The 23,026-nt window shown below is 51.5% G+C and carries 18 protein-coding genes and 1 other RNA gene; 9 read left to right on the forward strand and 10 right to left on the reverse strand.

Features of this window, described 5'->3' with window-relative positions:
* Positions 1–39: 39 nt before the first annotated feature.
* Positions 40–654: a TatD family nuclease-associated radical SAM protein gene (locus L9G74_RS00175; protein WP_238894130.1), complete on the reverse strand. Its 615-nt coding sequence runs from the start codon at positions 652–654 to the stop codon at positions 40–42.
* Positions 655–905: 251 nt separating this feature from the next.
* Here L9G74_RS00175 and L9G74_RS00180 point away from each other — a divergent pair, with 251 nt between their 5' ends.
* Positions 906–3,842: an MHYT domain-containing protein gene (locus tag L9G74_RS00180; RefSeq protein WP_238894131.1), complete on the forward strand. Its 2,937-nt coding sequence runs from the start codon at positions 906–908 to the stop codon at positions 3,840–3,842.
* A gap of 10 nt (positions 3,843–3,852) precedes the next feature.
* Positions 3,853–4,845, forward strand: a complete 993-nt coding sequence (locus L9G74_RS00185) for a response regulator (RefSeq protein ID WP_238894133.1) — start codon at positions 3,853–3,855, stop codon at positions 4,843–4,845.
* A gap of 237 nt (positions 4,846–5,082) precedes the next feature.
* On the opposite strand, the gene L9G74_RS00190 is transcribed toward L9G74_RS00185, so the two are convergent.
* The 4 genes from L9G74_RS00190 to L9G74_RS00205 form a co-directional block, all read right to left on the reverse strand.
* Positions 5,083–8,235: an efflux RND transporter permease subunit gene (locus L9G74_RS00190; protein ID WP_238894134.1), complete on the reverse strand. Its 3,153-nt coding sequence runs from the start codon at positions 8,233–8,235 to the stop codon at positions 5,083–5,085.
* On the reverse strand, positions 8,235–9,440 hold the full coding sequence (locus L9G74_RS00195; RefSeq protein ID WP_238894135.1) for an efflux RND transporter periplasmic adaptor subunit: 1,206 nt from the start codon (positions 9,438–9,440) through the stop codon (positions 8,235–8,237). Before L9G74_RS00195 ends, L9G74_RS00190 begins: the two co-directional genes overlap by 1 nt.
* Positions 9,441–9,629: 189 nt before the next feature.
* Complete coding sequence (gene srmB, locus L9G74_RS00200; protein ID WP_238894137.1) at positions 9,630–10,850, reverse strand: ATP-dependent RNA helicase SrmB; 1,221 nt, start codon at positions 10,848–10,850, stop codon at positions 9,630–9,632.
* Positions 10,851–10,931: 81 nt separating this feature from the next.
* On the reverse strand, positions 10,932–11,642 hold the full coding sequence (locus L9G74_RS00205; protein WP_238894139.1) for a tRNA1(Val) (adenine(37)-N6)-methyltransferase: 711 nt from the start codon (positions 11,640–11,642) through the stop codon (positions 10,932–10,934).
* 320 nt (positions 11,643–11,962) lie between these two features.
* Here L9G74_RS00205 and brnQ point away from each other — a divergent pair, with 320 nt between their 5' ends.
* From brnQ to L9G74_RS00230, 5 genes are all read left to right on the forward strand, one after another.
* Positions 11,963–13,369 carry a branched-chain amino acid transport system II carrier protein gene (gene brnQ, locus L9G74_RS00210; RefSeq protein ID WP_238894141.1) on the forward strand — a complete coding sequence of 469 codons (1,407 nt, stop codon included), beginning with the start codon at positions 11,963–11,965 and terminating at the stop codon, positions 13,367–13,369.
* A gap of 30 nt (positions 13,370–13,399) precedes the next feature.
* Complete coding sequence (xerD, locus tag L9G74_RS00215; RefSeq protein ID WP_238894142.1) at positions 13,400–14,305, forward strand: site-specific tyrosine recombinase XerD; 906 nt, start codon at positions 13,400–13,402, stop codon at positions 14,303–14,305.
* Between the two features lie 128 nt (positions 14,306–14,433).
* Positions 14,434–15,153, forward strand: coding sequence for a bifunctional protein-disulfide isomerase/oxidoreductase DsbC (gene dsbC, locus L9G74_RS00220; protein ID WP_238894144.1), 720 nt, complete (start codon positions 14,434–14,436; stop codon positions 15,151–15,153).
* 78 nt (positions 15,154–15,231) lie between these two features.
* Positions 15,232–16,956, forward strand: a complete 1,725-nt coding sequence (gene recJ, locus L9G74_RS00225) for a single-stranded-DNA-specific exonuclease RecJ (protein WP_238894145.1) — start codon at positions 15,232–15,234, stop codon at positions 16,954–16,956.
* Positions 16,957–17,276: 320 nt separating this feature from the next.
* The gene (locus L9G74_RS00230) at positions 17,277–17,795 is read left to right on the forward strand and encodes a hypothetical protein (protein ID WP_238894147.1); all 519 of its coding nucleotides are present in this window, start codon (positions 17,277–17,279) and stop codon (positions 17,793–17,795) included.
* Between the two features lie 114 nt (positions 17,796–17,909).
* Here the strand turns inward: L9G74_RS00230 and rpiA are convergent, their stop codons facing one another.
* Positions 17,910–18,569, reverse strand: a complete 660-nt coding sequence (rpiA, locus tag L9G74_RS00235) for a ribose-5-phosphate isomerase RpiA (RefSeq protein ID WP_238894149.1) — start codon at positions 18,567–18,569, stop codon at positions 17,910–17,912.
* A 428-nt stretch (positions 18,570–18,997) separates the two neighbouring features.
* Here rpiA and L9G74_RS00240 point away from each other — a divergent pair, with 428 nt between their 5' ends.
* Positions 18,998–19,939, forward strand: coding sequence for a DUF808 domain-containing protein (locus L9G74_RS00240; RefSeq protein ID WP_238894151.1), 942 nt, complete (start codon positions 18,998–19,000; stop codon positions 19,937–19,939).
* Positions 19,940–19,999: 60 nt separating this feature from the next.
* Here L9G74_RS00240 and sodC read toward each other — a convergent pair whose 3' ends face one another.
* The 4 genes from sodC to zapA all read right to left on the reverse strand — a co-directional run bounded on the left by sodC (position 20,000) and on the right by zapA (position 21,913).
* A complete protein-coding gene (gene sodC, locus L9G74_RS00245) occupies positions 20,000–20,527 on the reverse strand; it encodes a superoxide dismutase [Cu-Zn] SodC (RefSeq protein ID WP_275297190.1) in 528 nt (175 codons plus the stop codon).
* A 129-nt stretch (positions 20,528–20,656) separates the two neighbouring features.
* A complete protein-coding gene (locus L9G74_RS00250; protein ID WP_238894153.1) occupies positions 20,657–21,277 on the reverse strand; it encodes a 5-formyltetrahydrofolate cyclo-ligase in 621 nt (206 codons plus the stop codon).
* Positions 21,278–21,388: 111 nt separating this feature from the next.
* Positions 21,389–21,571, reverse strand: a non-coding RNA gene (ssrS, locus tag L9G74_RS00255) — 6S RNA.
* Between the two features lie 33 nt (positions 21,572–21,604).
* The gene (zapA, locus tag L9G74_RS00260) at positions 21,605–21,913 is read right to left on the reverse strand and encodes a cell division protein ZapA (RefSeq protein ID WP_238894155.1); all 309 of its coding nucleotides are present in this window, start codon (positions 21,911–21,913) and stop codon (positions 21,605–21,607) included.
* A gap of 528 nt (positions 21,914–22,441) precedes the next feature.
* Between zapA and L9G74_RS00265 the strand changes: the two genes are divergently transcribed.
* Positions 22,442–23,017 (forward strand): UPF0149 family protein, encoded by a 576-nt coding sequence (locus L9G74_RS00265; RefSeq protein WP_238894157.1) that lies wholly within the window; start codon positions 22,442–22,444, stop codon positions 23,015–23,017.
* Positions 23,018–23,026: the final 9 nt, after the last annotated feature.

Raw genomic sequence — 23,026 nt, forward strand, 5'->3', positions numbered from 1 at the left:
ATCACGGTGATAACGGCGCACCGCGCAAGCGTTATAGCGCTAGCCCACCATGTCGAGCATGCGATGTTTAAACTGGCAGCCAGCCTGCTCCACAATCTGCTGACAGGCGGCAATATCGACCCCAGCTAGCCCATCAATGGCCGACACTTGCACCTCGGCGATGTAGTGCGGCGCCTCGATAATAAACTGGTTTACCGCCTCCCACGCGCCGCGCAGCCTTGGTTGGCAGTGACGTTGATACAGCAGTGGAGTATTGGCGTTGAGCGACACCGACAGCGCATCAACGCAATTGGCTAACTCCGGCAGAATGTTGCGGCGGTGGAATAGATTGCCCAAACCATCGGTATTGACTCGCACGCGGCCACCTCGACGTTTGATTTCGTGCGCCACGGTGAGCAAGGTCGGTAGATTCAAGGTGGGTTCGCCGTAGCCGCAAAAAACGTATTCGTTGAACTGGCTAACATCACCTAATTGCGGAATGATTTCGGCGGCTGAAGGTTGATGATCTAATGCCAGTTGATATTGGTGAACCTGTTTACTGCCATTGTGCTTGGGGCAAAATTGGCAGCGTAGCGTACAACGGCCTGTAATATTGAGGTAACGGCTGTGGCAAATGTCGTAAACCAAGGTGCATGGCGCGGCATCAGTGCTCATGAAAATCTCGCTGCTGGGAGGTGAATGCCGCCAGTGTAGCGAATCTGCCACGGCCGAAATGTTGTTAAGGTCAAACTGCGGTGATGCTGTACGGGGTTATTTACTGCGCCGCAGACTTTGTTGTGATAGATGGGCTGTTTTTTTACTGGGCGATAGCGATGAGTTTGTTATACTGCGCGGCCTTATTCGTCAGCTTGATGTGTGATTGCTTGTCCGATAAGTGATCACTTAGCCTAGGGGCTGCAGCTAAAATGCACGACTTAGCCCATGTTTTCTCTGCCCCAAATGGGGGGCAATCTGTCATTGATGGTCATTACAACGCTTGGTTAGTGTTGTTGTCCATTGCGGTATCTATTTTTTCCTCAGTCATGGCATTGCACACGGCAACGCTGGCGCGCAACAGCCGTAAACCAAGTTACCGCGTATTGGCATTAACCATGGGCACCTTGTCGCTGGGCGGCGGAATCTGGGCAATGCATTTTATCGGCATGTTAGCTTACCGCTTGCCTGTGCCCGTCAGCTATCAAGTCTCCACTACCGTATTGTCGCTGTTGCCTGCCTGTCTCGCATCGGCAATCGCCCTCAATCTACTTACTCGTGCGAACGTGACTTATGGACGACTGCTGACCTGCGGTGTGTTGGTGGGGGCCGGCATCGGCACCATGCACTATGTCGGGATGGCGGCAATGCAGATGTCGCTGCATATGTACTATCAGCCGGGGCTATTTGTGTTATCGCTGCTGATCGCGGTGTTATTGGCGTGGGTTGGACTGTGGATTTGGTTTGGTATGACATCGGCCAAGCTGCCGATGCTTGCACGGTTACTGGCGAGCGGCAGCGTGCTCGGCATTGCCATTGCCGGTATGCATTATGTGGGCATGAGTTCTATCGTCTATTACGGCGAGGTGAATGCCGATAGCACTGTGTTACACCAGCATACTAACGCGATAGCGATGGCTCTGGCGCTGTTTATGGTCATCGTTAGCATCATGGTATTCGCCCTTAACAGCTTTATGCGCACCCGCGAATTGTATTTGCAGCGCGAGGTTAGCCGCTCACGTCTACGCGCCACGCTAAATACTGCGGTCGATGGCATTATTACCATTGATGCGCACGGCTTGATTCAAGAGTTTAATCCCGCCGCAGAACAGCTATTTGGCTGGCAAAAAGCTGAGGTGTTGGGCTGCAATATTAAGATGTTGATGCCCGAACCAGATAAGCAGAAATATGAAGGCTACCTGCATAGTTTTATGCACACAGGTAAAAGCCAAGCCATGGGCACCGGCCGTGAAGTGTGGGCATTGCGCAAAGATGGTAGCCAATTTCCCATCCGTTTAGCGGTCGGCGAGATGGTACTGCGCGATGAGCGGCTGTTTGTTGGTTTTGTGTCTGACATCAGCGAACGGCATGCGCTGGAAAACTCGCTACGCGAAGCCGCTGAGCGTGCCGAACAAGCGGCGGCGGCGAAAACTGCCTTCCTCGCCAACGTCAGCCACGAAATCCGTACGCCAATGAACGCCATTATGGGCTTTGTGCAGTTGCTATTAGAAACGCCCGTGAGTGAGCAACAACATAAGTATCTCAAAACCATTCATCAATCGGCGCACTCTTTACTGCGTTTGATTAACGACATTCTCGACTCCACCAAGATGGAACAGCGTGATGTGCCGTTAGAGCAATTGCCGTTTTCGTTGAAAGCGGTGGCGATGCAACTGGAATCATCCTTGGGATTAGGGGCGAAGGAAAAGGGCTTGCTGTTCAGTGTTGATTACCCTAACGAGGTGCCAGAGTACGTGATTGGCGACCAACTGCGGGTATTGCAGATCCTGATTAATTTGGTTGGCAACGCCATTAAGTTCACCGAGCACGGCAGTGTCACCATTCGCTTTCGTTATGACAACGGCGTACAGATTGAGATCCAAGATACCGGTATTGGCATGACGCAGGCTCAGCAAGAGGTGGTGTTCTCGCCTTTTACTCAAGCCGATAGCTCGATCAGCCGTCGCTTTGGCGGCACCGGACTGGGCACCACCATTGCGCAGCAGTTGGTCATGCGGATGAACGGCACGATTACCCTTAACAGCCAGCTCGGCAAAGGCACACTGTTTCAGCTATTTCTGCCACTGGTCAGTACCAGCGCGCCCGAAATTGAACAATATCAACCTGAGGTGAAACTCCCGCCATTAGCGGTGTTGGTGGCGGATGATGTGGCGGTGAATCTGGAGTTGCTTACCGTCCTGCTGAGCCGTGGAGGCCACAGTGTCGTAACGGCACAAGATGGCAACGATGCGATTGAAAAATATATGGCACAAGCCTTTGATTTGGTGCTGATGGACATGCATATGCCGCTGATTGATGGCTTAGCCGCCACGCAGCAGATCCGCCAATATGAGCAGGCGCAAGGACGTTTACCCGTGCCGATTATTGCCTTAACCGCCAGCGTGATGGTGGAAGATCAGCAAGCCGCAACCCGGGCGGGGATGAATGGTTTTGCCGTGAAACCGCTCGATCAAGTGCAACTATTCAGCGAAATTGCGCGAGTGCTCCAGTTAGCGCACACACCAGCGCCGACGGTAAGCAGTGAGCCAAGTACATTGGAAGCCGACACCGTGCGGCTTAACTGGCAGCAAGGCATTGCGCTGTGGGGCAATGATCAGCGCTTTCGCGATGCGCTGATGCAATTTTTTAGCGATAGCGAGCAGTTCCAGTTACCTGTGTACCGCAGTGATGCCGGCGTTGATTGGCCTGCAACGTTGGCACAACTGCATCGCTTAGTCGGCGTGGTCGGTAATCTGGCGTTGGACGAGATCTATCAACTGGCGAAATACACTGAACAACTGATCCACGCCCATCAATTTAGCCAAGCCGATGTTAGTTTGCAGCGTTTGAAGCAACGTTTAGCCGAAGCCAAACAATGTTATGGCGCGCGGCCGCAATCGCCAGCAGTTACCTCCGTACCGACCAACAATACCCACCGGCCTTTCACCAGTGAACTGACCCGCCAGATAGCCCAACTCAGCGCTATTTTATCGCACAGTGAGCTAAGCGATGAACTGCTGGAACAGGTGTGCCAAGGCTTGATCGACACGGAACGATTTGAACTGGCGGCACAGTTGCAGAAAGCGGTTGATGCGTTTGAATTTTCCCACGCGTGCGAGCTACTGCAACAGTGTGGCGCAACCCGATAAGGTGCTATCCATGGAACATCGAGAATCCCAAAAGTTTACCTTGCTGCTGGTGGATGATGAACCCATCAACCTGCAAGTATTGCGACACACATTGCAAGGGCAATACCGCTTGCTGTTTGCTAAAGATGGTGCCAGCGCGCTGACTCTGGCGGCCAACGAACGGCCCGATTTGATCTTACTCGACATCATGATGCCCGGTTTATCGGGTTACGAGGTATGCCAGCAACTCAAGCAACTGCCGATAACCGAGCACATTCCAGTGATGTTTGTCTCGGCGATGGCCGACAGTAAAGATGAATGCCGCGCCCTAGAGATGGGAGCGGTGGACTACATCACTAAACCGTTCCATCCGCAGATTGTTCAAGCACGGGTCAAAACCCATCTGTCGTTGGTGCGCGCCAAAGAGGTACAGCAAACACGGTTGCAGATTGTGCAATGCCTCGGCGCGGCGGCTGAGTATAAAGACAATGAAACTGGCCGCCATGTGATCCGCATGAGTAAGTACGCCAAGTTGATTGCGCTAGCCTTGGGTTATAGCGAAGAGATGGCCGACGATATTCTCCATGCAGCGGCGATGCATGATATTGGTAAAATCGGCATTCCCGATGCCATTTTGCAAAAGCCGGGCAAGCTGGATGCCGACGAATGGCGCGTGATGCAAACCCACCCCGAGATCGGTGCGCGCATCATTGGTGAACACAGCTCGGGGCTGCTGCATCTCGCGGCGCAGGTGGCACTCAATCATCATGAAAAATGGGATGGCAGTGGTTACCCTGCTGGAAAATCTGGCAAAGATATTCCAGAAGTGGCGCGAATAGTCGCGTTAGCCGATGTATTTGATGCGCTGACCAGTGTGCGGCCCTACAAATCGGCATGGTCGATTGATGCCGCCCTAAGCCATATTCAGCAGCAAAGTGGCCGCCACTTTGATCCCGCTACCGTGCAAGCGCTAATGCAATGCTTACCAGAAGTTGAGCAGATCATGCGTCAGTGGGCGGATTGAAGCCCGGATGAGAGCTGCGGCGAGTTATTGAGGGGCAGCAGCGAGTATCGGGTAGCGAGTGACGAAATTCGCAACTCGCAACCCGATACTCGCTACTCATAACCCGATACTCGATACTCGCAACCCGCAACTCGCAATCCGATACTCGAAACTCGCTACTCGCAACTCACACACAAAAACGCCGACAATTGTCGGCGCTTTTGTGTCTCTTAACTCCGCTACTTGTGCGGGGCGCAGTTACGAATGCTCGTGCTCCGGTTTCCACCAGTACACATAAAGGCGGTGGAAGCCACGGCCAACGCGGCGGAAACCACTCTTCACGTCTTCCAAAATCAAGTAAGACAGCGGCACCATAATCAGCGTTACCACAGTGGAGAACAGAATACCGAACGCTAATGATACCGCCATGGGGATCATGATCTGCGCCTGTAGGCTCTTTTCGCTGATGATTGGGATCAAGCCCACAAAGGTGGTTAACGAGGTCAAAATAATTGCGCGGAACCGCTCACAGCCCGAGTTAATCGCCGCTTCACGCATTGAGAATCCTTCGGCCCTTGCGCGGTTAACAAAGTCGACCAAAATCAACGAGTCGTTCACCACCACACCCGCCAAGGCGACAATGCCACACAAGCTGAGGATCGACATCGACAACCCCAGCACTAAGTGACCAAACAGCGCGCCAATCATACCAAACGGGATCACCGACATAATGATGATTGGTTGGCTGTACGAGCGCAACGGAATCGCCATCAAGGCATAGATAGAGAAGATAGCGAACACAAAACCTTTCACTAACCCCACCAATGCATCGTCTTCATCTTGGCTCGCACCATCCAACGAAGCGGTAATGTGAGGATACTGTTTTTGTAACTCAGGCAGAAAATCTTTGGTGATTTCACTGACTACTTTGGACGGTTCAACTTTGTTTTTATTGGCATTAGCGGTAATGGTGATCGCGCGGCGGCCATCAACACGGGTGATCGATGAGTAGCTGTCACCCAGCTTCACGCTAGCAACGCTGCTAAATGGCACTTGGCTACCATCGGCGGTGCGGATCATCATATTTTCCAAATAACCAATGGTGGTACGTTGTTCCTGCGGATAACGCACCATCACTTTGATCTCTTCCTTGTTACGCAAGAAACGCTGCGCTTCAAAGCCGTAGAAACCATAACGCACTTGGCGTGCCAAATCGGACAGGGTTAATCCCAGCGCTTCGGCTTCTGGTTTGATCTGCAACTTAATCTCATGGCTACCAGAAGAGAAGTTGTCGGCTATATCGTGCACGCCATCAAAGGTTGCCAATTTTTTCTTCAACGCATCAGCAGCGGCGGCCAATTGTTCCAAGTCGCTCGACATCAAGCGGAAGGCGATATCGCCGCCTTCACCATTGGTACTGGCATTCAAGCTAAGGCTTTTCACTGCAATCAGCTCGGGCAGCTGTTTGCGCCACGCTTCCGCAATGGTGTTGCCATCAACATCGCGGTCTTCCGACTTGGTTAATTCGGCAAAGATAAAGGCTGAGGTGCGGCTATCCATGTTGATAAAACTATGGTTGACCACCGGATAGCCCAGCTCTTTAATCATCTTGTCGTTCATGGCGTACAGCGCGTCTTCAATCTGCATCACCACTTTTTGGGTATTTTCCTCTGACGAGCCTTCATCCATCTTGAGGTTAACTTGGATAAAGTCAGACGGAATATCAGGGAAGAACACCCAACGCACTTTACCTGTGGTGACCATGGCAATGGAGACAAACAGTAAGCAGGTAAACAGCACCATTACGGTATAGCGGTTGGGGATCAACTTCTGCATAAAACCACGGTATTTCACATCGATGAAATACTGCACTTTTTCGTTGAACTTACGGCGATTGCGCGCCATAAAGCTGTTGCTGTTTTTGCTTGGCTTCATATGCGCCAAGTGCGCTGGCAAAATCAGCTTAGATTCGACCAACGAGAACACTAGACACAAGATCACAATCAAGCCGATAGAGATCCACAAAATCCCCATCGGGCCTGGCACCATCAACATTGGAATAAAGGCGGCAATAGTGGTCAGTACGCCGAACGTGGCGGGCATGGCCACTTTCTTGGCGCCACGAATAACGTTCTCAACTGAGTGCCCATATTTTTCCGTCTCGGTATGGGCGCTTTCACCAATGACGATGGCGTCATCCACCAATATCCCGAGCACCAAAATAAAGGCGAACAACGTCAGCATGTTGATCGACAGGCCAATAAACTCCAGCGGCATCAGCGCCAGCGCACCTAAGAAACAGACCGGCAGCCCCAGCATCACCCAGAAGGCCAGTTTCAAATCTAAGAAGATCGCCAGAATGATGAACACCAACACGGCACCGTAAAGCATGTTGTTGAGCATCATGCTCAAACGGCCTTTAAGGTAGTGCGTTAGGTCGCCCCAATAATCGAGCTGAGCGCCAGTAGGCAGCGTGGCTTTACGTTTGGCGATGAAGGCTTTGACTTGGTCGGCAATGGCGATAGCATCTTGGTCATCAATACTGGTGACTTCGATAATGGCCGCGGGTTTGCCATCAAAGCGGGTGTAATCCAGACGTTCCTCAAACCCGTCGTTAATCTTCGCCACATCGGGCAGCATGATACGGCTACCATCAGCGCGGGTGCTGACCACGATTTTGGCAAAATCATCATAGGTATAAGCTTGCGCTTTGGTACGCAACAGAATATTGCCGTCTTGCGCTTTGATCGAACCACCGGGCAGGTCAATCGAGTAGTTTTGTACGGCGCTGGCAACTTGTGAGAAGGTCAGGCCGTATTCACGCAGCTTGTCTTCTGACAGTTCAATGCTGATCTCATAGTCGAGCACCCCAGCCACACTGGCACGGGTTACGGCAGGCAGGTCGGTGAGTTCATCGCGGATCTGCTTGGCCAGCTCTTTCATTTCGTGCTGGTCGATATCGCCATACACCGATACCCAAATCACGTTGTTTTCTGGGCGGATGCGGTAAATATCGGGCCGCTCAATATTGGCCGGAAAGGTGGAGATGGAATCGATACGCAGCTTGGCTTCATCAAGCACATCTTTCGGGTCGTAGCCATCTGCCACTTCAATGGTGACCGCGCCGACGCCATCACTGGCAACCGAGGTGATTTTTTTAATGCCCACCACGTCGCGCAGCTCTTCTTCGATCTTGATGTTGATGCCTTCCTCAATCTCTTGTGGCGCCGCACCCGGGTAAGCCACGCTGATCCTGAGGTAGTTCATTTCAAAGGAGGGAAACACCTCTTTATTGATGGTAAATGCTGCAAATAAACCACCAATAACCAGCAGTGCCATCAGCAGATTAGCGGCAACGCTATTGCGTGCAAACCAAGCAATAATGCCGGTTTCTCTATTCTCTGATTCCATTATTCATTCCCTGCTTTCGCCGCATCGTTCAGTTGCTCAGCCTTAGTGAGTGAGGCGTTGTTCGCATCCCCAGACACTTTGACTTTCAGGCCGGTTTCCATATTCATCAGCGTGGTTTTTGCCACCCGTTCGCCAGATTTCAAACTGTCTTGGATGTAGACGCTCTCCACGTCGGTACGCACCACTTTGACAGGGCGCATTTCGATACGGTCTTCGTTATCAACCACGGCAATCTTGTTGTTGCGCACCAAATAGCGCGGCAACTTAGCCACGTTTGGCAGGGTACGACCGCGAATTTCCGCATCGACAAAACTACCAAACTTCAATGACATTTGACCGGTTTGCGCGATGGTATGGCGCAGGTAAGGGTCTTGCACTTCTGCCACCAAATACACCATGCGGTTGGTGGCATCAATCACGCCTTCGCTGCGTACAATGTTGGCAATCCATTTGACCTTTTTACCGGCCAATTCGGCCAGTAGTGTCACTTCAGTGTATGGGTTGTCCGCTGATTCGATATAAGCCAAATCTTTGTTTGCCAGCGGTAAACGCACTTCAGCTACTGAGGTGTCATACAGTTCCCCCAGATTATTGCCGACAGTAACGTATTGGCCTAAATCCACATCGCGAGATTTGACTAAGCCATCAAATGGCGCGCGGATCACGGTACGTTCTAAGTTACGTTGGGCGCGGGCTAATTCGGCTTCAGCGTACTTAACATTGGCTTGTTGTTGTTTTAATTGCGGTTTACGCAGGCCGAGTTCTGGCGGAATACCAGAAAAGCCTTGAAAGTCGACTTTAGCCACTTCAGCGCGGGCCCGTTCTTCTTCTAATGCGGCTTGCGCTTGGGCGAGGTTCGCTTGGGCTTGTTTCAGATCGGCTTGATAATCAAATGGTTCGATGACCGCTAACTCATCGCCTTCCTTGACCATACCACCGGCAACAAACAGCGGAGAAATGGTCTGAATACGACCACGCACTTCACTGACTAATTGCGTACGGTACTTAGGTTCTACGGTGCCGTATGAGGCGACCGAGAGTGTCTCAGTATCGGGTTCAACCTGAATAACATTGACCACTGGCAAGGTGTTATCTTCCGGTTTTTTTTCCGGTGGTTTTTTCGTTGCGGCTAAAGTAATGATCAATAGTACGGTCAATGCAATCAACAAGATCGGCGGTAATACCCGTCTCAGGAAAAGATTCATAGCGGAGTTCGTTCCATGTTTCTGGCTAGCCCAATTCTGGCGCTTAAGTTACCAGATGCGTAAAAGGCAATAAATTGATTTTTGTAAATAAAATGTGTCAAATCATATAAGCGGCCAAATGTTGCACCTTTGCATAGTAAAAAAGGACACAATCTGTGCCCTTTTAACATGCTATCTACTTCTAATTAATCACTTTTTAGACTTTTTAGCTTTTGATGGTTTTTTCGCCTTGTCTTTGTTTTTCTTCTTGGTTGGCACCTTGGCTTCTTTATTTTTAGGGCGCAAACCTTCAATAACGCGGCGTTTTAGGCGCTGTTCGGTGTAGCGCTCAATTTTGGCGAGAATGCCAACGTCATGTGCTTCAACCAAAGAGATGGCGGTGCCTTTTTTACCGGCGCGACCAGTACGACCAATACGGTGGACGTAGATATCGGCGGAGCGCGGCATATCAAAGTTGATCACGTGGCTGATGTCATCCACGTCGATACCACGGGCGGCAACGTCAGTGGCGAGCAGCACTTTCACTTCACCTTTGGTGAAACGTCCCAACGCTTGGAAGCGCTTTTTCTGCTCCATATCGCCGCGCATAAACGCTGCTGGAATACCTGCTTGTTGCAGCAGACCTTCCAAGCTCGCTACCGATTCGCGGGTTTTGGCAAATACTATGGCGCGGGTAACGTCTTCGCTCTGCAAAATGGCGCACAGCAGGGCAAACTTATGGGCTTTATCGTCCGCTAAGTGCACCCACTGGTGGATTTTGTTCTTTTCGCTGCGTGGTGGTTCAGTGGCAACTGTGACTGGATTGTTCAGCAGGTTGTTGGCAAAAATCTGAATGCCGGTGCCTTCTAACGTGGCAGAAAACAGCATCTTTTGCTTACATTCCTGCGCTTCAATCGCCAGAGTTTGTACCACTTTGGCAAAACCCATATCCAGCATGCGGTCGGCTTCGTCAATCACCATGATCTCAACGTCAGTGGCTTTGAAGTTGCCTTTATCGAGGTATTCCAGCAAGCGGCCTGGGGTAGCTACCAAAATATCGACGTTGCCCGCGAGGATCTCTTGCTGCGGCGCATAGGGCACACCACCGGTAATAATGGCGATGTTGAGATCTAAATCGGTGGCTAAGTGACACGCGTAACGGTGCACTTGGCTCGCGAGTTCACGAGTTGGGGTTAAGATCAGTACGCGCGCTTGACCACCACGACGGCGTGGAAAATCAATCAGGTGCTGTAACGCAGGCAGCAAGAAGCTGGCCGTTTTACCGGTGCCGGTAGGCGCGTGCGCCAGCAGATCGCGCTGTTCCATCGCTAATGGAATCGCTTGTTGCTGGATACTGGTTGGCGAGGCGTGGTTCATCGCCTTCAGGGCATCCAGCAGCGCTGGATCTAAATCGAACTCTTCAAATTGCATGCAAATACTCTCGTATTGAATCGCGCGGCAGTATACCTGTTCATCGCTTGCGGTAACAGCATTTAAGCAAACGGATTGACGTTAAAGTTTAAGATAAAAATCTTGGGTCAGTTGGCGCATGGTAGCGGTGTATTCACCCTGCTTATCGCAAATGGCGAACGGCGCATTGCCCCACGGCTCGGTGGGCTGATGGTTGGCGAGCAGCACTAACTGCCGTTGCGCCAGTTTATCAACCACGCTACTGACGGCTACCGCGTGTTGCCAGTGAAACCCCGCCGCGGTGGCTGCGGCTTGAAACGCATTGAGCGCAGAGGTGGGCACAATAAAACAGGCCACGCCGTCGGCAGTGAGCAACTGTTGGCAGCAAGCGGTTAACTCGGCAAAGGTTAAGCTTAGCGTATGGCGTGCTTGCGCCCGCGCTTGATTGCTTGCCTGCGGCCCACTGGCAAAATAGGGCGGGTTGCACATAATCAACTGATAGCGCTGGGTGGTGTGCGCGCTAAATGCTTGGATGCTGGCATGATGCAAGCGAATACGCGCCGACCAAGGCGAGGCGGCAATATTGCGTTGGCAAGCCGCGGCGGCGCCATCGTCTAACTCAACGGCATCAATCTGTGCGTCTGGATTGCGCTGGGCCGCCATCAAACTGAGTAAACCGCTGCCAGCACCAATATCGAGGATCTGCTGCGCCGTAGTCACCGGCGCCCACGCGCCGAGCAGTACACCATCGGTACTGACAGGCATGCCGCAATCTGTGTCGTCGATATGAAATTGTTTAAAGGTGAACGGCACCGATAATCCCCGCAAGAAAAATAGCGCGATATTGTAACCAAGTTTATCGCCGTATAGCAGGGGCTTAACTGCATTTTCAGGCTCAATTCAGCCGATTTCTTTGCGTTTTGTTGTTTGAATCAGCGATAGTTTTACGTGTTTCACTATTGCTCGGCAGGTAAGGCTTTGGTAATAGTGGGGCGGTAATATCGGGAGTACATCGATAAGGCGCAACCATCAGCCAACTTAAGTTGCTGGCGCTAAGCAGAATGAATACCCAAATAATGCTTGAGGAAACTGAATCCTCAACGCTCAAAAAATAATAATTTCAGAGGCAAACTGTGCAAAATAAGCAATTAACCGCGGGCGATATTATAGGCCTTGGATTTATGGCCTTCGCCTTCTTTTTAGGAGCGGGTAACCTGATTTTTCCGCCGATGGCGGGATTCCAAGCGGGCGACAATACGCCATATGCGATGGTGGGATTTCTGATCACTGCCGTTGGCTTACCACTCGCAGGCTTGATTGCGGTAGCCAAGGCGAAAGGTAAAGTGATGCGGATGTTGCCGCCCGTGGCAGCCATGTTGCTCGCCTCGGCCATCTATATCATTATCGGCCCTGCCTTTGCCGCACCGCGTGCCGGGCTTGTCGCTTATGACATCGGCATTAAACCTTTCCTCGAAAACACCACGGACATAGTGCACATCGGCAGCTTAGCGCTGAATCAAGCGCAATTGATATTCACTATGCTGTTCTTCGGCGTGGTGATGTTATTGGCGCTGTTTCCCGGCCAACTGATGGATAGCGTCGGTAAAGTGTTAACGCCGCTGCTGATTGCTTTGCTGATTGGGTTGGCGATTTCGGTGATCATTTTTGCTAGCGGCACCATGCCACAACCTATTGAGGACTATGCCACGCATCCGCTGTCTAAGGGGATTATTGACGGTTACGGCACCATGGATACCTTGGCGTCGTTGATGTTCGGCATGTTGATTATCGACCTGCTGCGCAAAAAAGGTGTCGACGATGTGGCACTGCAAACCCGCTACTTAGTCCGCGCGGCGTTTATCGCGGCGGCCGGATTGGCATTTGTGTATATCTCATTGTTCTATCTCGGTGCTACCGCGGGCGAACTGGGGCAAGGCGCTAAAACCGGCGGGCAGATCCTCACTAACTATGTGAACGAATACTTTGGCGTTTATGGCAATTTGGCATTGGCGTTAGTGGTCGGTTTGGCATGTTTAACCACCGCCGTGGGCTTGGTCACCTCGTGTTCCGATTTCTTTAGCGAACTGTTGCCGGGGCTGTCTTACCGCATGTTAGTGGTGTTGCTCAGCGTGGTGTGCGGCGTGGTGGCTAACGTCGGTTTAAGCCAGTTAATTGCTATCAGCATTCCGGTATTGATGATGGTGTATCCGGTCGCGATTGCCTTAGTGCTGGTGACCTTCCTTGAGCGCTTTTTCCGCCGGCCGAAGTTGACCCATCGGGTGGCGCTGTTAGTGGCATTATTCTTTGGTATTTTCGACGGTTTGAAAGTGGCCGCCAAAACCATGAAGTCGTTTGATGTCAACGACACTAGCGCGTTGAGCCAAGCGATTGTGGATTTTGCTGCTTGGGTGGCGCCAGTGATGTCGAAATTCCCGCTGTACGATCAAGGCATGGCATGGTTAGTGCCTACCTTAGTGAGTGTGGTGATTTGCATTATCATCGGTCACAATACTCGCCCAGCCACAACTCACGCTCAGTAATCCATTGCTGAGCGCCAATGGAGTGCAGTTTTGTCTGCCAATGTGTATCAACCAGACCCGATCATCGAAGCCTTTATCGATGATCTGTGGTCTGAAAAAGGGTTAAGTGACAACACCCTGTCAGCCTATCGTACCGACCTTCAGCACTTTGATGCTTTCCTGCAGCAGCGCGGCGTGCGCCTTATCGATGCCGCCCGCGACATCGTCCAAGACTATCTCGGCAAACGTTTTGATGAGGGCATTAAAGCCAGCTCGCAAGCGCGCTTGCTGAGCAGTTTACGCCGTTTCTACGGTTTTTTGCTGGTCGGTAAACAGATAGACAAAGATCCGATGGCGTTGATTGCCTCGCCCAAACTCGCGCGCAAACTGCCCGATACCTTGACCGAAGCCGATGTCGATGCCCTGCTGGCCGAGCCGCAAGCAGAAGACACGGTCGAAGCCCGCGATAAAGCCATGTTAGAACTGCTGTATGCCACTGGCCTGCGCGTCAGTGAACTGGTGGGGCTAACCATGGAACAACTTGGCCTGCGCCAAGGTTTGGTGCGGGTGACAGGGAAGGGCGGTAAAGAGCGGCTGGTGCCACTAGGAGAAGTCGCGCTGGATGAAATCAGCCGTTACCTGCAACACACGCGGCCGCTGCTGCTGGGCGATGTTGCCAGCGATGTGGTGTTTCCGTCACTGCGTAGCCGCATGATGACGCGGCAAACCTTTTGGCATCGTATCAAGCTGTATGCCTTACGGGCGGGGATCACCAAGTCGTTGTCACCGCATACGCTCCGGCACGCCTTTGCCACCCATTTGCTGAATCATGGCGCGGATTTGCGCGTGGTGCAGTTGCTGCTCGGCCACAGCTCGTTATCGACCACGCAGATTTATACCCATGTGGCGCAGGCACGCTTGCAGCAACTGCATCATCAATACCATCCGCGCGGCTAACTAACATATATATTCGCTCACAAAGCACTGCGGCGCCGTAGTTGATTTACGCTGATATAAGCGGTAGTGTGCCTCAATTCCCTGCACGTCAGCAGTTTGCTGGTTGGCGTATTAAAGAGAGACGTAAAATGAAATTGCCCCCCCTAGTTACACTGTGTTTATCCCTCGCATTTGCCCCTATGTTGTTTGCGGCGACCGCGCAAGACCATGCCGCGTTGCAACAAAAGCTAACCAAGACCTTAGGTATTGAAATCACCAGTTTGACTGAGTCGCCGGTGCCCGGTTTGCTACAAGCGGTGACCAGCCATGGCATTTTTTACGTTTCGCCTGATGGCGGCAAATTGCTGCAAGGCACCATGTACGACTTGAACGATGGCATGAATAACCTCACCGAGTCGGCCATGGCGAAACCGCGCTTAGAAAAACTCAAGCCGTTTGAAGACCAGATGCTGGTATACAAAGCCAAGAATGAAAAACATGTGGTCACCGTATTTACCGACATCACCTGTGGTTACTGCCGTAAACTGCATAGCCAGATGAAAGACTATAACGATTTAGGCATTACCGTACGTTACTTGGCGTACCCACGTTCAGGCGTGCCATCTAAAGTGGCCGATGAAATGGAATCAATCTGGTGTGCCAAAGATCCGCAGAAAGCGATGGACGATGCCAAGTCAGGTAAGTCAGTTGCTTCGACGACTTGTGATGCCGATGTGGCCGCGCAATACCGTTTAGGTGTCAGCTTTGGTATCAGCGGTACGCCATCCTTGGTGTTAGAAGATGGCACCATGCTGCCAGGTTATTTACCGCCAGAACAACTTAATCAAGCGCTGAGCCGTATCAACTAAGCTCATTGCTGCGCTGAAAAGGTGAGTATTGCACTCACCTTTTTGTTATCTGCTCATCCGTTGTAGAAGAATTGCTCCGTGATCCATAACATAGTGCGTCGCCCTCAAGTTGATGACAGCCACCTGCCATCACAACTGCATCCCCTCCTTAAACAGCTTTATGCGCGCCGTGGCGTGATGCCGGACGAGTGTGAACTGGTGTTGCAGCGGATGCTCAGCCCCAGCACCATGAAAGGGCTGCTGGAAGCTGCGTCACTGTTAGCCGACGCCATTGCGGCGCAAAAACGCTTAATGATTGTTGGTGACTTTGATGCCGACGGCGCGACCTCTACCTCGGTATGTTTATTAGCGTTGCGGATGTTTGGTTATTACCACTGTGACTATTTGATCCCCAACCGTTTTGACTTTGGTTATGGCCTCAGCCCTGAAATCGTCGCCGTTGCCAAAGAGAAGGGCGCCGAAGTGCTGATCACCGTCGATAACGGCATCTCCTCGATTGACGGTGTGGCGGCGGCGAAAGCGGCAGGCATGACCGTTGTTGTCACGGATCACCATCTGCCCGGCGCGCAACTGCCAGACGCCGATGCCATTGTGAACCCCAATCAGCCCGATTGCCGTTTTGCCTCCAAGTCGATTGCCGGTGTTGGCGTGGCGTTTTATTTAATGACTGCGCTGCGCGCTGAACTCCGAAGCCGCGATTACTTTGCCGCCCGCGGAATGCAGCAACCTAACTTGGCGCATCTGCTCGATCTGGTGGCGCTTGGCACCGTGGCGGATGTGGTGGCGCTGGATAGCAATAACCGTATTTTGGTGGATGTGGGGCTAAAACGGGTGCGGGCTGGTGCTTGTCGGCCAGGGATCACCGCCTTGCTCGAAGTGGCGCGACGTGTGCCGCAGAAAATTGTCGCCTCAGACTTTGGCTTTGCTGTCGGTCCGCGCCTCAATGCGGCTGGACGGTTGGACGATATGGCACTGGGGGTGGAAACCTTACTGTGTGATGACTTGATGTCGGCGCGGCGCATGGCCAGTGAACTCGATGGTCTCAACCAAGAGCGGCGCGAGTTAGAAGCGGGCATGCAGCAAGAAGCATTGCAACGGCTGCGCACGCTCGAATTTAGTAAAGACGACATGCCGTGGGGCATCGCGCTCTATCAAGCCGATTGGCACCAAGGGGTGATCGGTATTCTGGCGTCGCGTATTAAAGATCGTTACCACCGGCCGGTGATCGCCTTTGCAGAAGCGTCTGAGACTGAAATCAAAGGTTCGGCTCGTTCTATCCCCGGTTTGCATATGCGCGATGTGTTAGAGCTGATCAACTCACGCCATCCGGGCATGATCAAAAAGTTTGGTGGTCACGCCATGGCCGCGGGGCTAACGCTAGAAAAAGCCGCTTTTAGCGACTTTGCTGCCGCTTATGATGCAGCGGTGCGTAGCCAACTGAATGAGAAAGATCTGGCGGGAGAACTGCTGACCGACGGTGAACTGCCGCTGGAGCTATTCACCCTCGATACCGCGCAACTGTTGCGCGATGGTGGTCCGTGGGGCCAAGCGTTTCCAGAACCGACCTTTGACGGTTATTTCCGCATTTTGCAGCAACGGCTGGTGGGCGAGAAACACCTTAAACTGGTGCTGGAAAGCGAGTGCGGTAGTGTGATGGTCGATGGCATCGCCTTCAACGTCGATCTCAGCGTATGGCCGGATGCCAGTGTGCAGCATGTACGCGCGGTTTATAAGTTAGATATCAATGAGTTTCGTGGCAACATCAGCTTGCAGTTATTGATCGATCAACTCGAAGCGCAATAGCCCGCCAAGTTACGCGTTAATTTTGCTTGCCTCAGCCGCCAATCATGGCGGCTTTTTGATCACTTTGTGATGCCGCAACCATCTTTTCCCAGAACTTATGTAACTTTTGTTACATCCTTCATAATTTAAAGCTAAAGCACTAGAAAATCGCGCCACATCAAGCGATATAGACTATGTTTTTAATCGTTGTTTTTAAAAAATTATCTTTTTGCGGAACTTTAATGTAAAAGAAATGTTTAAATAATTACACTAATTTTTTAGTGGCAGCTAACGGCTGCAAGAAAAGCTGGCTTGTACGGCGATCAGACAGGAGATAAGTAATGAAATACGTGTTGTTGATGCTGACATTGCTGGTATCAGGATGTGCATCAGTGTCTGATAAGGATAGCAGTCACCTAGTGACATTTGACGAACAGGATTTTGTCGGAATTAGCCCAAGCTCCATCCGCGCCCGTTTAACGGTGGATGATTTTGTCAAACTGAGAACCATCACCCTAGGCGCAGAGATTGTGTCTGCCGAGGGCAAAGTGCGCAAAGAGTTTCCGTTATCGCTGGTCGGCATCGACATGATGCAAGCCGAGCGCAGCTGGATTTTTGTGACGCAGTCGCGTAACCGCTACGAGTTCCAACTTTCTGCCGCCGGACAACAACAATTTGCTGAGTTCCAGCAATGGTTGGCTGAGCAACAATGTACTGGTTACAGTTATGCGTTTGATGTGAGTTTTGCTGATGACATCAATCGCTCATTTAGCTACTCGCTCAAGCTGCTGTTGTCGCCGTCTAAAGGTTATATCACCATGATTGACAACCGCCGCGTGCATTCACCCTTTGAGTCTTAACGCGGTTGCGGGTGCACAGATACTGCTGTCAACTTTGGCGACAATGTTGGCGCCGTTCTAAAAACACAAAAGCCGCGTGTTATGCGGCTTTTGAGATATCAGCAGGCGTGAGGTTTAGAGTTCGATAGTCTTAACGCCTTCATCGGTACCAATCAAGGCGATGTCTGCCCGACGCAGCGCAAAAATACCGTTAGCAACCACACCAGTAATGTTGTTGATGGTATTTTCCATACGGATTGGGTTGTCGATTTTGAAGTTGTATACATCCAAAATGATATTGCCGTTATCGGTGATCACGCCTTCACGATACACTGGATCGCCACCTAATTTGACCAACTCGCGCGCCACATAAGAGCGTGCCATCGGGATCACTTCAACTGGCAGTGGAAACTCACCCAGAATATCCACTTGTTTGCTGGCATCAGCGATACAGATAAACTTCTTCGCCACCGCCGCAACAATTTTTTCGCGGGTATGCGCCGCACCACCACCTTTGATCATCTCCATGTGCGGATTGATTTCATCGGCGCCATCAACGTAGATGTCCATTTGGTCAACGGTGTTCAGATCGAAAACAGGAATGCCATGGGCTTTGAGACGTTCAGCGGAAGCTTCTGAGCTGGCAACCGCGCCTTCAATGTCGGCTTTGATGGTGCCAAGGGCATCAATGAAATGATTGACAGTAGAGCCAGTACCAACGCCCACGATACTATCTTTTTCAACGTATTTTAGCGCAGCCCAGCCAACGGCTTTTTTCAGTTCATCTTGGGTCATTATGGGTTCCAGATTGACAAGGGAGGAGAGTAACGGGCGCTATTATAGCCGCATCCTGTCATTACTGCAGCGCTTGCTTAACAAACAACTGAAATTTTACAGAGTTCCGTTCTAGGGGCTGTTTATCTTTAGTGTTTAATTTTTGTTCAAATTAAACTCGTTATGAATGAGGCGCAGCCTGCGACGCTTAGTCAACTAAGCAAGCTGGGTGCAACAAAGTTCAGGATGCGTTTAAATGAACCCTTCGGGCATCGACAGAGCGCAATTTATTCAGCGTTAGGTGCTGTTTGTGGAGAATAACTACACGGCACATCACCTGCCTTGCCTAAATCACGCTCTGTCAGCTGCAAAAAAATCAGCAAAGATAAACAGCCCCTAGGTTACTATCTGACGTAAGCGAGTTAAATCGATTCTAAAAGGAGTGACCGATGGCCGGAGCAAGTCTGCTGACCTTGCTAGATGATATCGCCAGCATTCTCGATGATGTGGCGTTGATGAGTAAAGTCGCTGCCAAAAAAACGGCTAGCGTATTGGGGGATGATTTGGCCCTCAACGCTCAGCAAGTGACAGGCTTTAGGGCTGAGCGCGAACTGCCGGTAGTGTGGGCTGTCGCCAAAGGGTCGCTGCGTAATAAAGCGATTTTGGTGCCAGCGGCATTGCTGATTAGCGCCTTTGTGCCGTGGCTGATCATGCCGCTGCTGATGCTGGGTGGCTTATACCTGTGCTTTGAAGGGTTTGAAAAACTGTGGCACAAGCTGACGCATCAATCTGAGCATAAAAGCGAAGCCGATGCCGCCGAGAATTTAAATAAAGCCGGTGGGCTGGAAGCGTGGGAACAGCGCAAGATTGCCGGTGCCATTCGCACGGACTTTGTGCTGTCGGCAGAGATCATCGTGCTGACGCTCGGTATCGTCGCCGAGAGTGATTTTGTCACTCAACTGTCCACCTTAGCCATCATCGCCGTGGTGATGACCGCTGGCGTGTACGGTTTAGTGGCCGCCATTGTAAAGTTGGACGATGTTGGCTTATACCTCAGCGAACGCCAAGGGCAGGGCGGTATGTGGAACATTGTGCGCCGCGTCGGCTTGATGCTGGTTAGCGCCGCACCTAAGTTGATGAAGTTGCTCACTGTGGTTGGCACTGCCGCGATGTTTATGGTCGGTGGCGGCATTATTGCCCACGGCATTCACGCCATCGGCGAATGGATTGAACAGCAAGCGGTGGCGGTTTCGGCTGTTGAAGGTGTTGGCAGTGTGCTGCACATGTTGCTGCCAGTATTGCTCAACGCCGTGTTGGGGATTATTGCTGGAGCAATCGTGCTGGGATTGATCAGCGTGTTTGGCAAACTGAAGCAAGCGGTAAGCCAGTAACTGGCGCAAAGAAAAACGCTGCTCAATCGAGCAGCGTTTTTTATCGTGCGCGGATGCTAATTATTGAATCACACCGCAAGCCATACGCGCACCGCCGCCACCCAGTGGTTTTGGATCGTCTGAGTGGTTATCACCGCCAGCGTGGATCATCAACGCATGGCCTACCACGTCAGCCACTTTCAAACGTGGCGCCAATACTGGCGTATGTGCCATGCCATCATCGGTGACAAACAACGCTGGCAGATCACCTTTGTGGTTGTCGTCGGTCCACGGATAGCCGTGTTTACCGGTTTTGTCGGGATCAAAGTGACCACCGGCCGCGCCGCCTAATACGGTTTTGCCATCTTTTTCAGATGGGCCGCAGCTACCATTTTGGTGAATGTGAAAACCATGCACGCCGGGCGTTAACTCTTTCAAATGCGGGGTCAGCACTAAGCCATAAGCTGAGTCAGTTAACTCGACGGTACCGATAGGGGTTTCACCGCTAGCAGTCAAAAGTGACACGCTCACTTGCGCGTCCTTCGCCATTGCAGCTGAAGATAACAGTAACGCTGAGCATCCCAGCGCGAGCATTGAACGTTTAAACATAACAACCTCTCCATTGGTGTTGAATGGGCCGTAACTTGGCATCAGTCACTGATGACCAAACAGACTCATACGGCAATGAATTTAGCCTACACGCAACAAATATGTGACGCAAATCAAATTGTTGCTATTTTAGCGATTATCAATTAACCGCGTTGGCGTGGTAATCACCGGTAATGGTATATCCCATGGCGCCAGCGGCAACTGCGGCCGATACTGGCAATCATGAGCATAGCCTACTGCCAGTGCTTTGAGCGCAGGATTAGCTAAAGTGCGATCATAAAAGCCGCCGCCCATGCCCATCCGATTCCCAGCATCATCAAATGCCACTAATGGCGCAACAATCAGGTCGAGCATGTGTGGCAACACCAGCGCGTTGATGTTCAACTTTGGCTCGGCAATGCCAAAACGATTGGGCTGCATATGGCTGTCGCGGTGGTACTGCAAAAACAGCAGTTGCCCTTGGCTAAATGGATGCAATACCGGCAAACAGGTGGCGATGCCTCGTTGCCACAACGCAGGAAACAGCGGGGCGGTGTCGAGTTCACCATCACAACTAAAATACAACGCCACGTGGCGAATAGCGGGCAGGGAATCAATCAATGCTAGTAAACGCTGTGATGCTGCTTGCGCGGCCGCTTGCTGCTGTGCGGGCGTTAACGCACGGCGCGCATGACGGATCTGCTGCCGCAGCTGTTTGCAGTAATCCAAGCGTTGGTCATGATGTAGCGGGGCAGACGGCAGTTCACTCACAGTTAAAAACTCTCAATTAGCAGCACCACGGCGGCGGATGAGGCTAAGCATAAATGAACGGTCTAGAAATGAAAAATCGGCCGGTGTAATCACCAAGCCGATTGAATTGGGATGCTCCCCGGTGTGCCGTTACCGGCGTAAGCCCTTGAACCAGAAGTTCAAGGTCGGGTCACTGATTACCTCCTAAGGCTTCTCGGTCAAGCCGAGCATGCTCAATGTCAGTAAAAACAATAACCCTTTGGTCATAGATATCGGCACAGGGACATTGCCAGCTATCGCACACACCAGGGAGCAAATTTTGTTGAGTGAATCACTCATAACTCTATTTTAGTCGCGACTAACACTGCGCTCAACCAGCGCCTGTTCTAGTGTTGACTGTAACACACGGATGCGATCATCCATCTGTTCCATATATTCTTGATTTTTCATCTTTTCGGTCAGTAATTCATGACCGATATTTAACGCCGCCATGACCAGTAAATCTTCACGACTCAGACTATTGGTGCGGCTTTTAAGCTGCGTTAACTGCTGCTCAATATTGTGCGCCACCAGTTTCAGAGCCTTCTCCTGCCCAGCGGGACAAGCAATTGAGTAGCTGCGGCCCATCAGGGTGATATCAACAGCATTGGTACTCATTTTTGACAATCTTCCGTTTGCCTTGCTCTTGTGGCGGACTATAAAGGCCATCGTTTTAAAGTGCAAGTGACCTAAGCTGAACCGTTAATTAATTATTGTTTGTTTGATGTTTCACTGAACAGTTAGCTAGGGGCTGTTTATCTTTGCTGATTGTTTTTGCAGCTGACAGAGCGTGATTTAGGCAAGGCAGGTGATGTGCAGTGCAGTTATTCTCCACCAACAGCACCTAACGCTGAATAAATTGCGCTCTGTCGCTGCCCGAAGGGTTCATTTAAATGCATCCTGAACTTTGTTGCCCCCAGCTTGCTTAGTTGACTAAGCGTCGCAGACCGAGCCTCGTTCATAACGTTTTTAATTTGAACAAAGATTAAACACTAAAGATAAACAGCCCCTAGCAAACCACACAATACGCTGAAGTTTTGACTTAGCGCAGGCGTGGAGCGAACAGTTGTGCGCTCATTCCCTTGGTGAGTGTGGGCAACTCTGATAGCATTGGCCGAGTATTTTTTCCCAATGAGATTGTTGGATATGGCAACCCCTCCTTCATTACAGATCGATAAGCTACGCGAACAGTTAGCCAGTGCCGAAATCGGTCAACATCCGGTAGAAGTGCATGGCGCACTGGTGGGCATCATTTGTGGTGGTGCGGCAGAAGAGCGTTGGCAGCAGCCAATGTGTGAGCTGATGAACGACGGCCAACCACTGCCAGCCACATTGAACGTATTGCTGCAAGAGATGCATCAAGATGTGGCTGCGCGCTTGGCCGATCCTGATTTCGGCTTCACTCTGTTATTGCCAGAGGAAGAAGAACCGCTGGCAACCCGGCTGGAAGCGCTGTCATTGTGGACTCAGAGTTTCCTTACCGGCATCGCCGTGGTGCAGCCTAAGCTGAACCAATCTTCTAGCGATGTGCGGGACGTGATCCGCGATCTGGCCGAAATCACCCAAGTCGACTTGAACGTGAGCGATGACGAAGAGAGTGAAGCTGCCTTTGAAGAACTGTTAGAGTTCGTCCGCATGTCAACCATCTTATGCTTTACAGAGTTTGTGCTGCACGCCCAAGCGGTCGCCAACGCCGAGCAAGATAAGGGCATTTTGCATTAAGGAGTACAG

The sequence above is a fragment of the Shewanella electrica genome (assembly GCF_022321485.1).
In the GTDB taxonomy this organism is placed as follows: Bacteria; Pseudomonadota; Gammaproteobacteria; order Enterobacterales; family Shewanellaceae; genus Shewanella; species Shewanella electrica.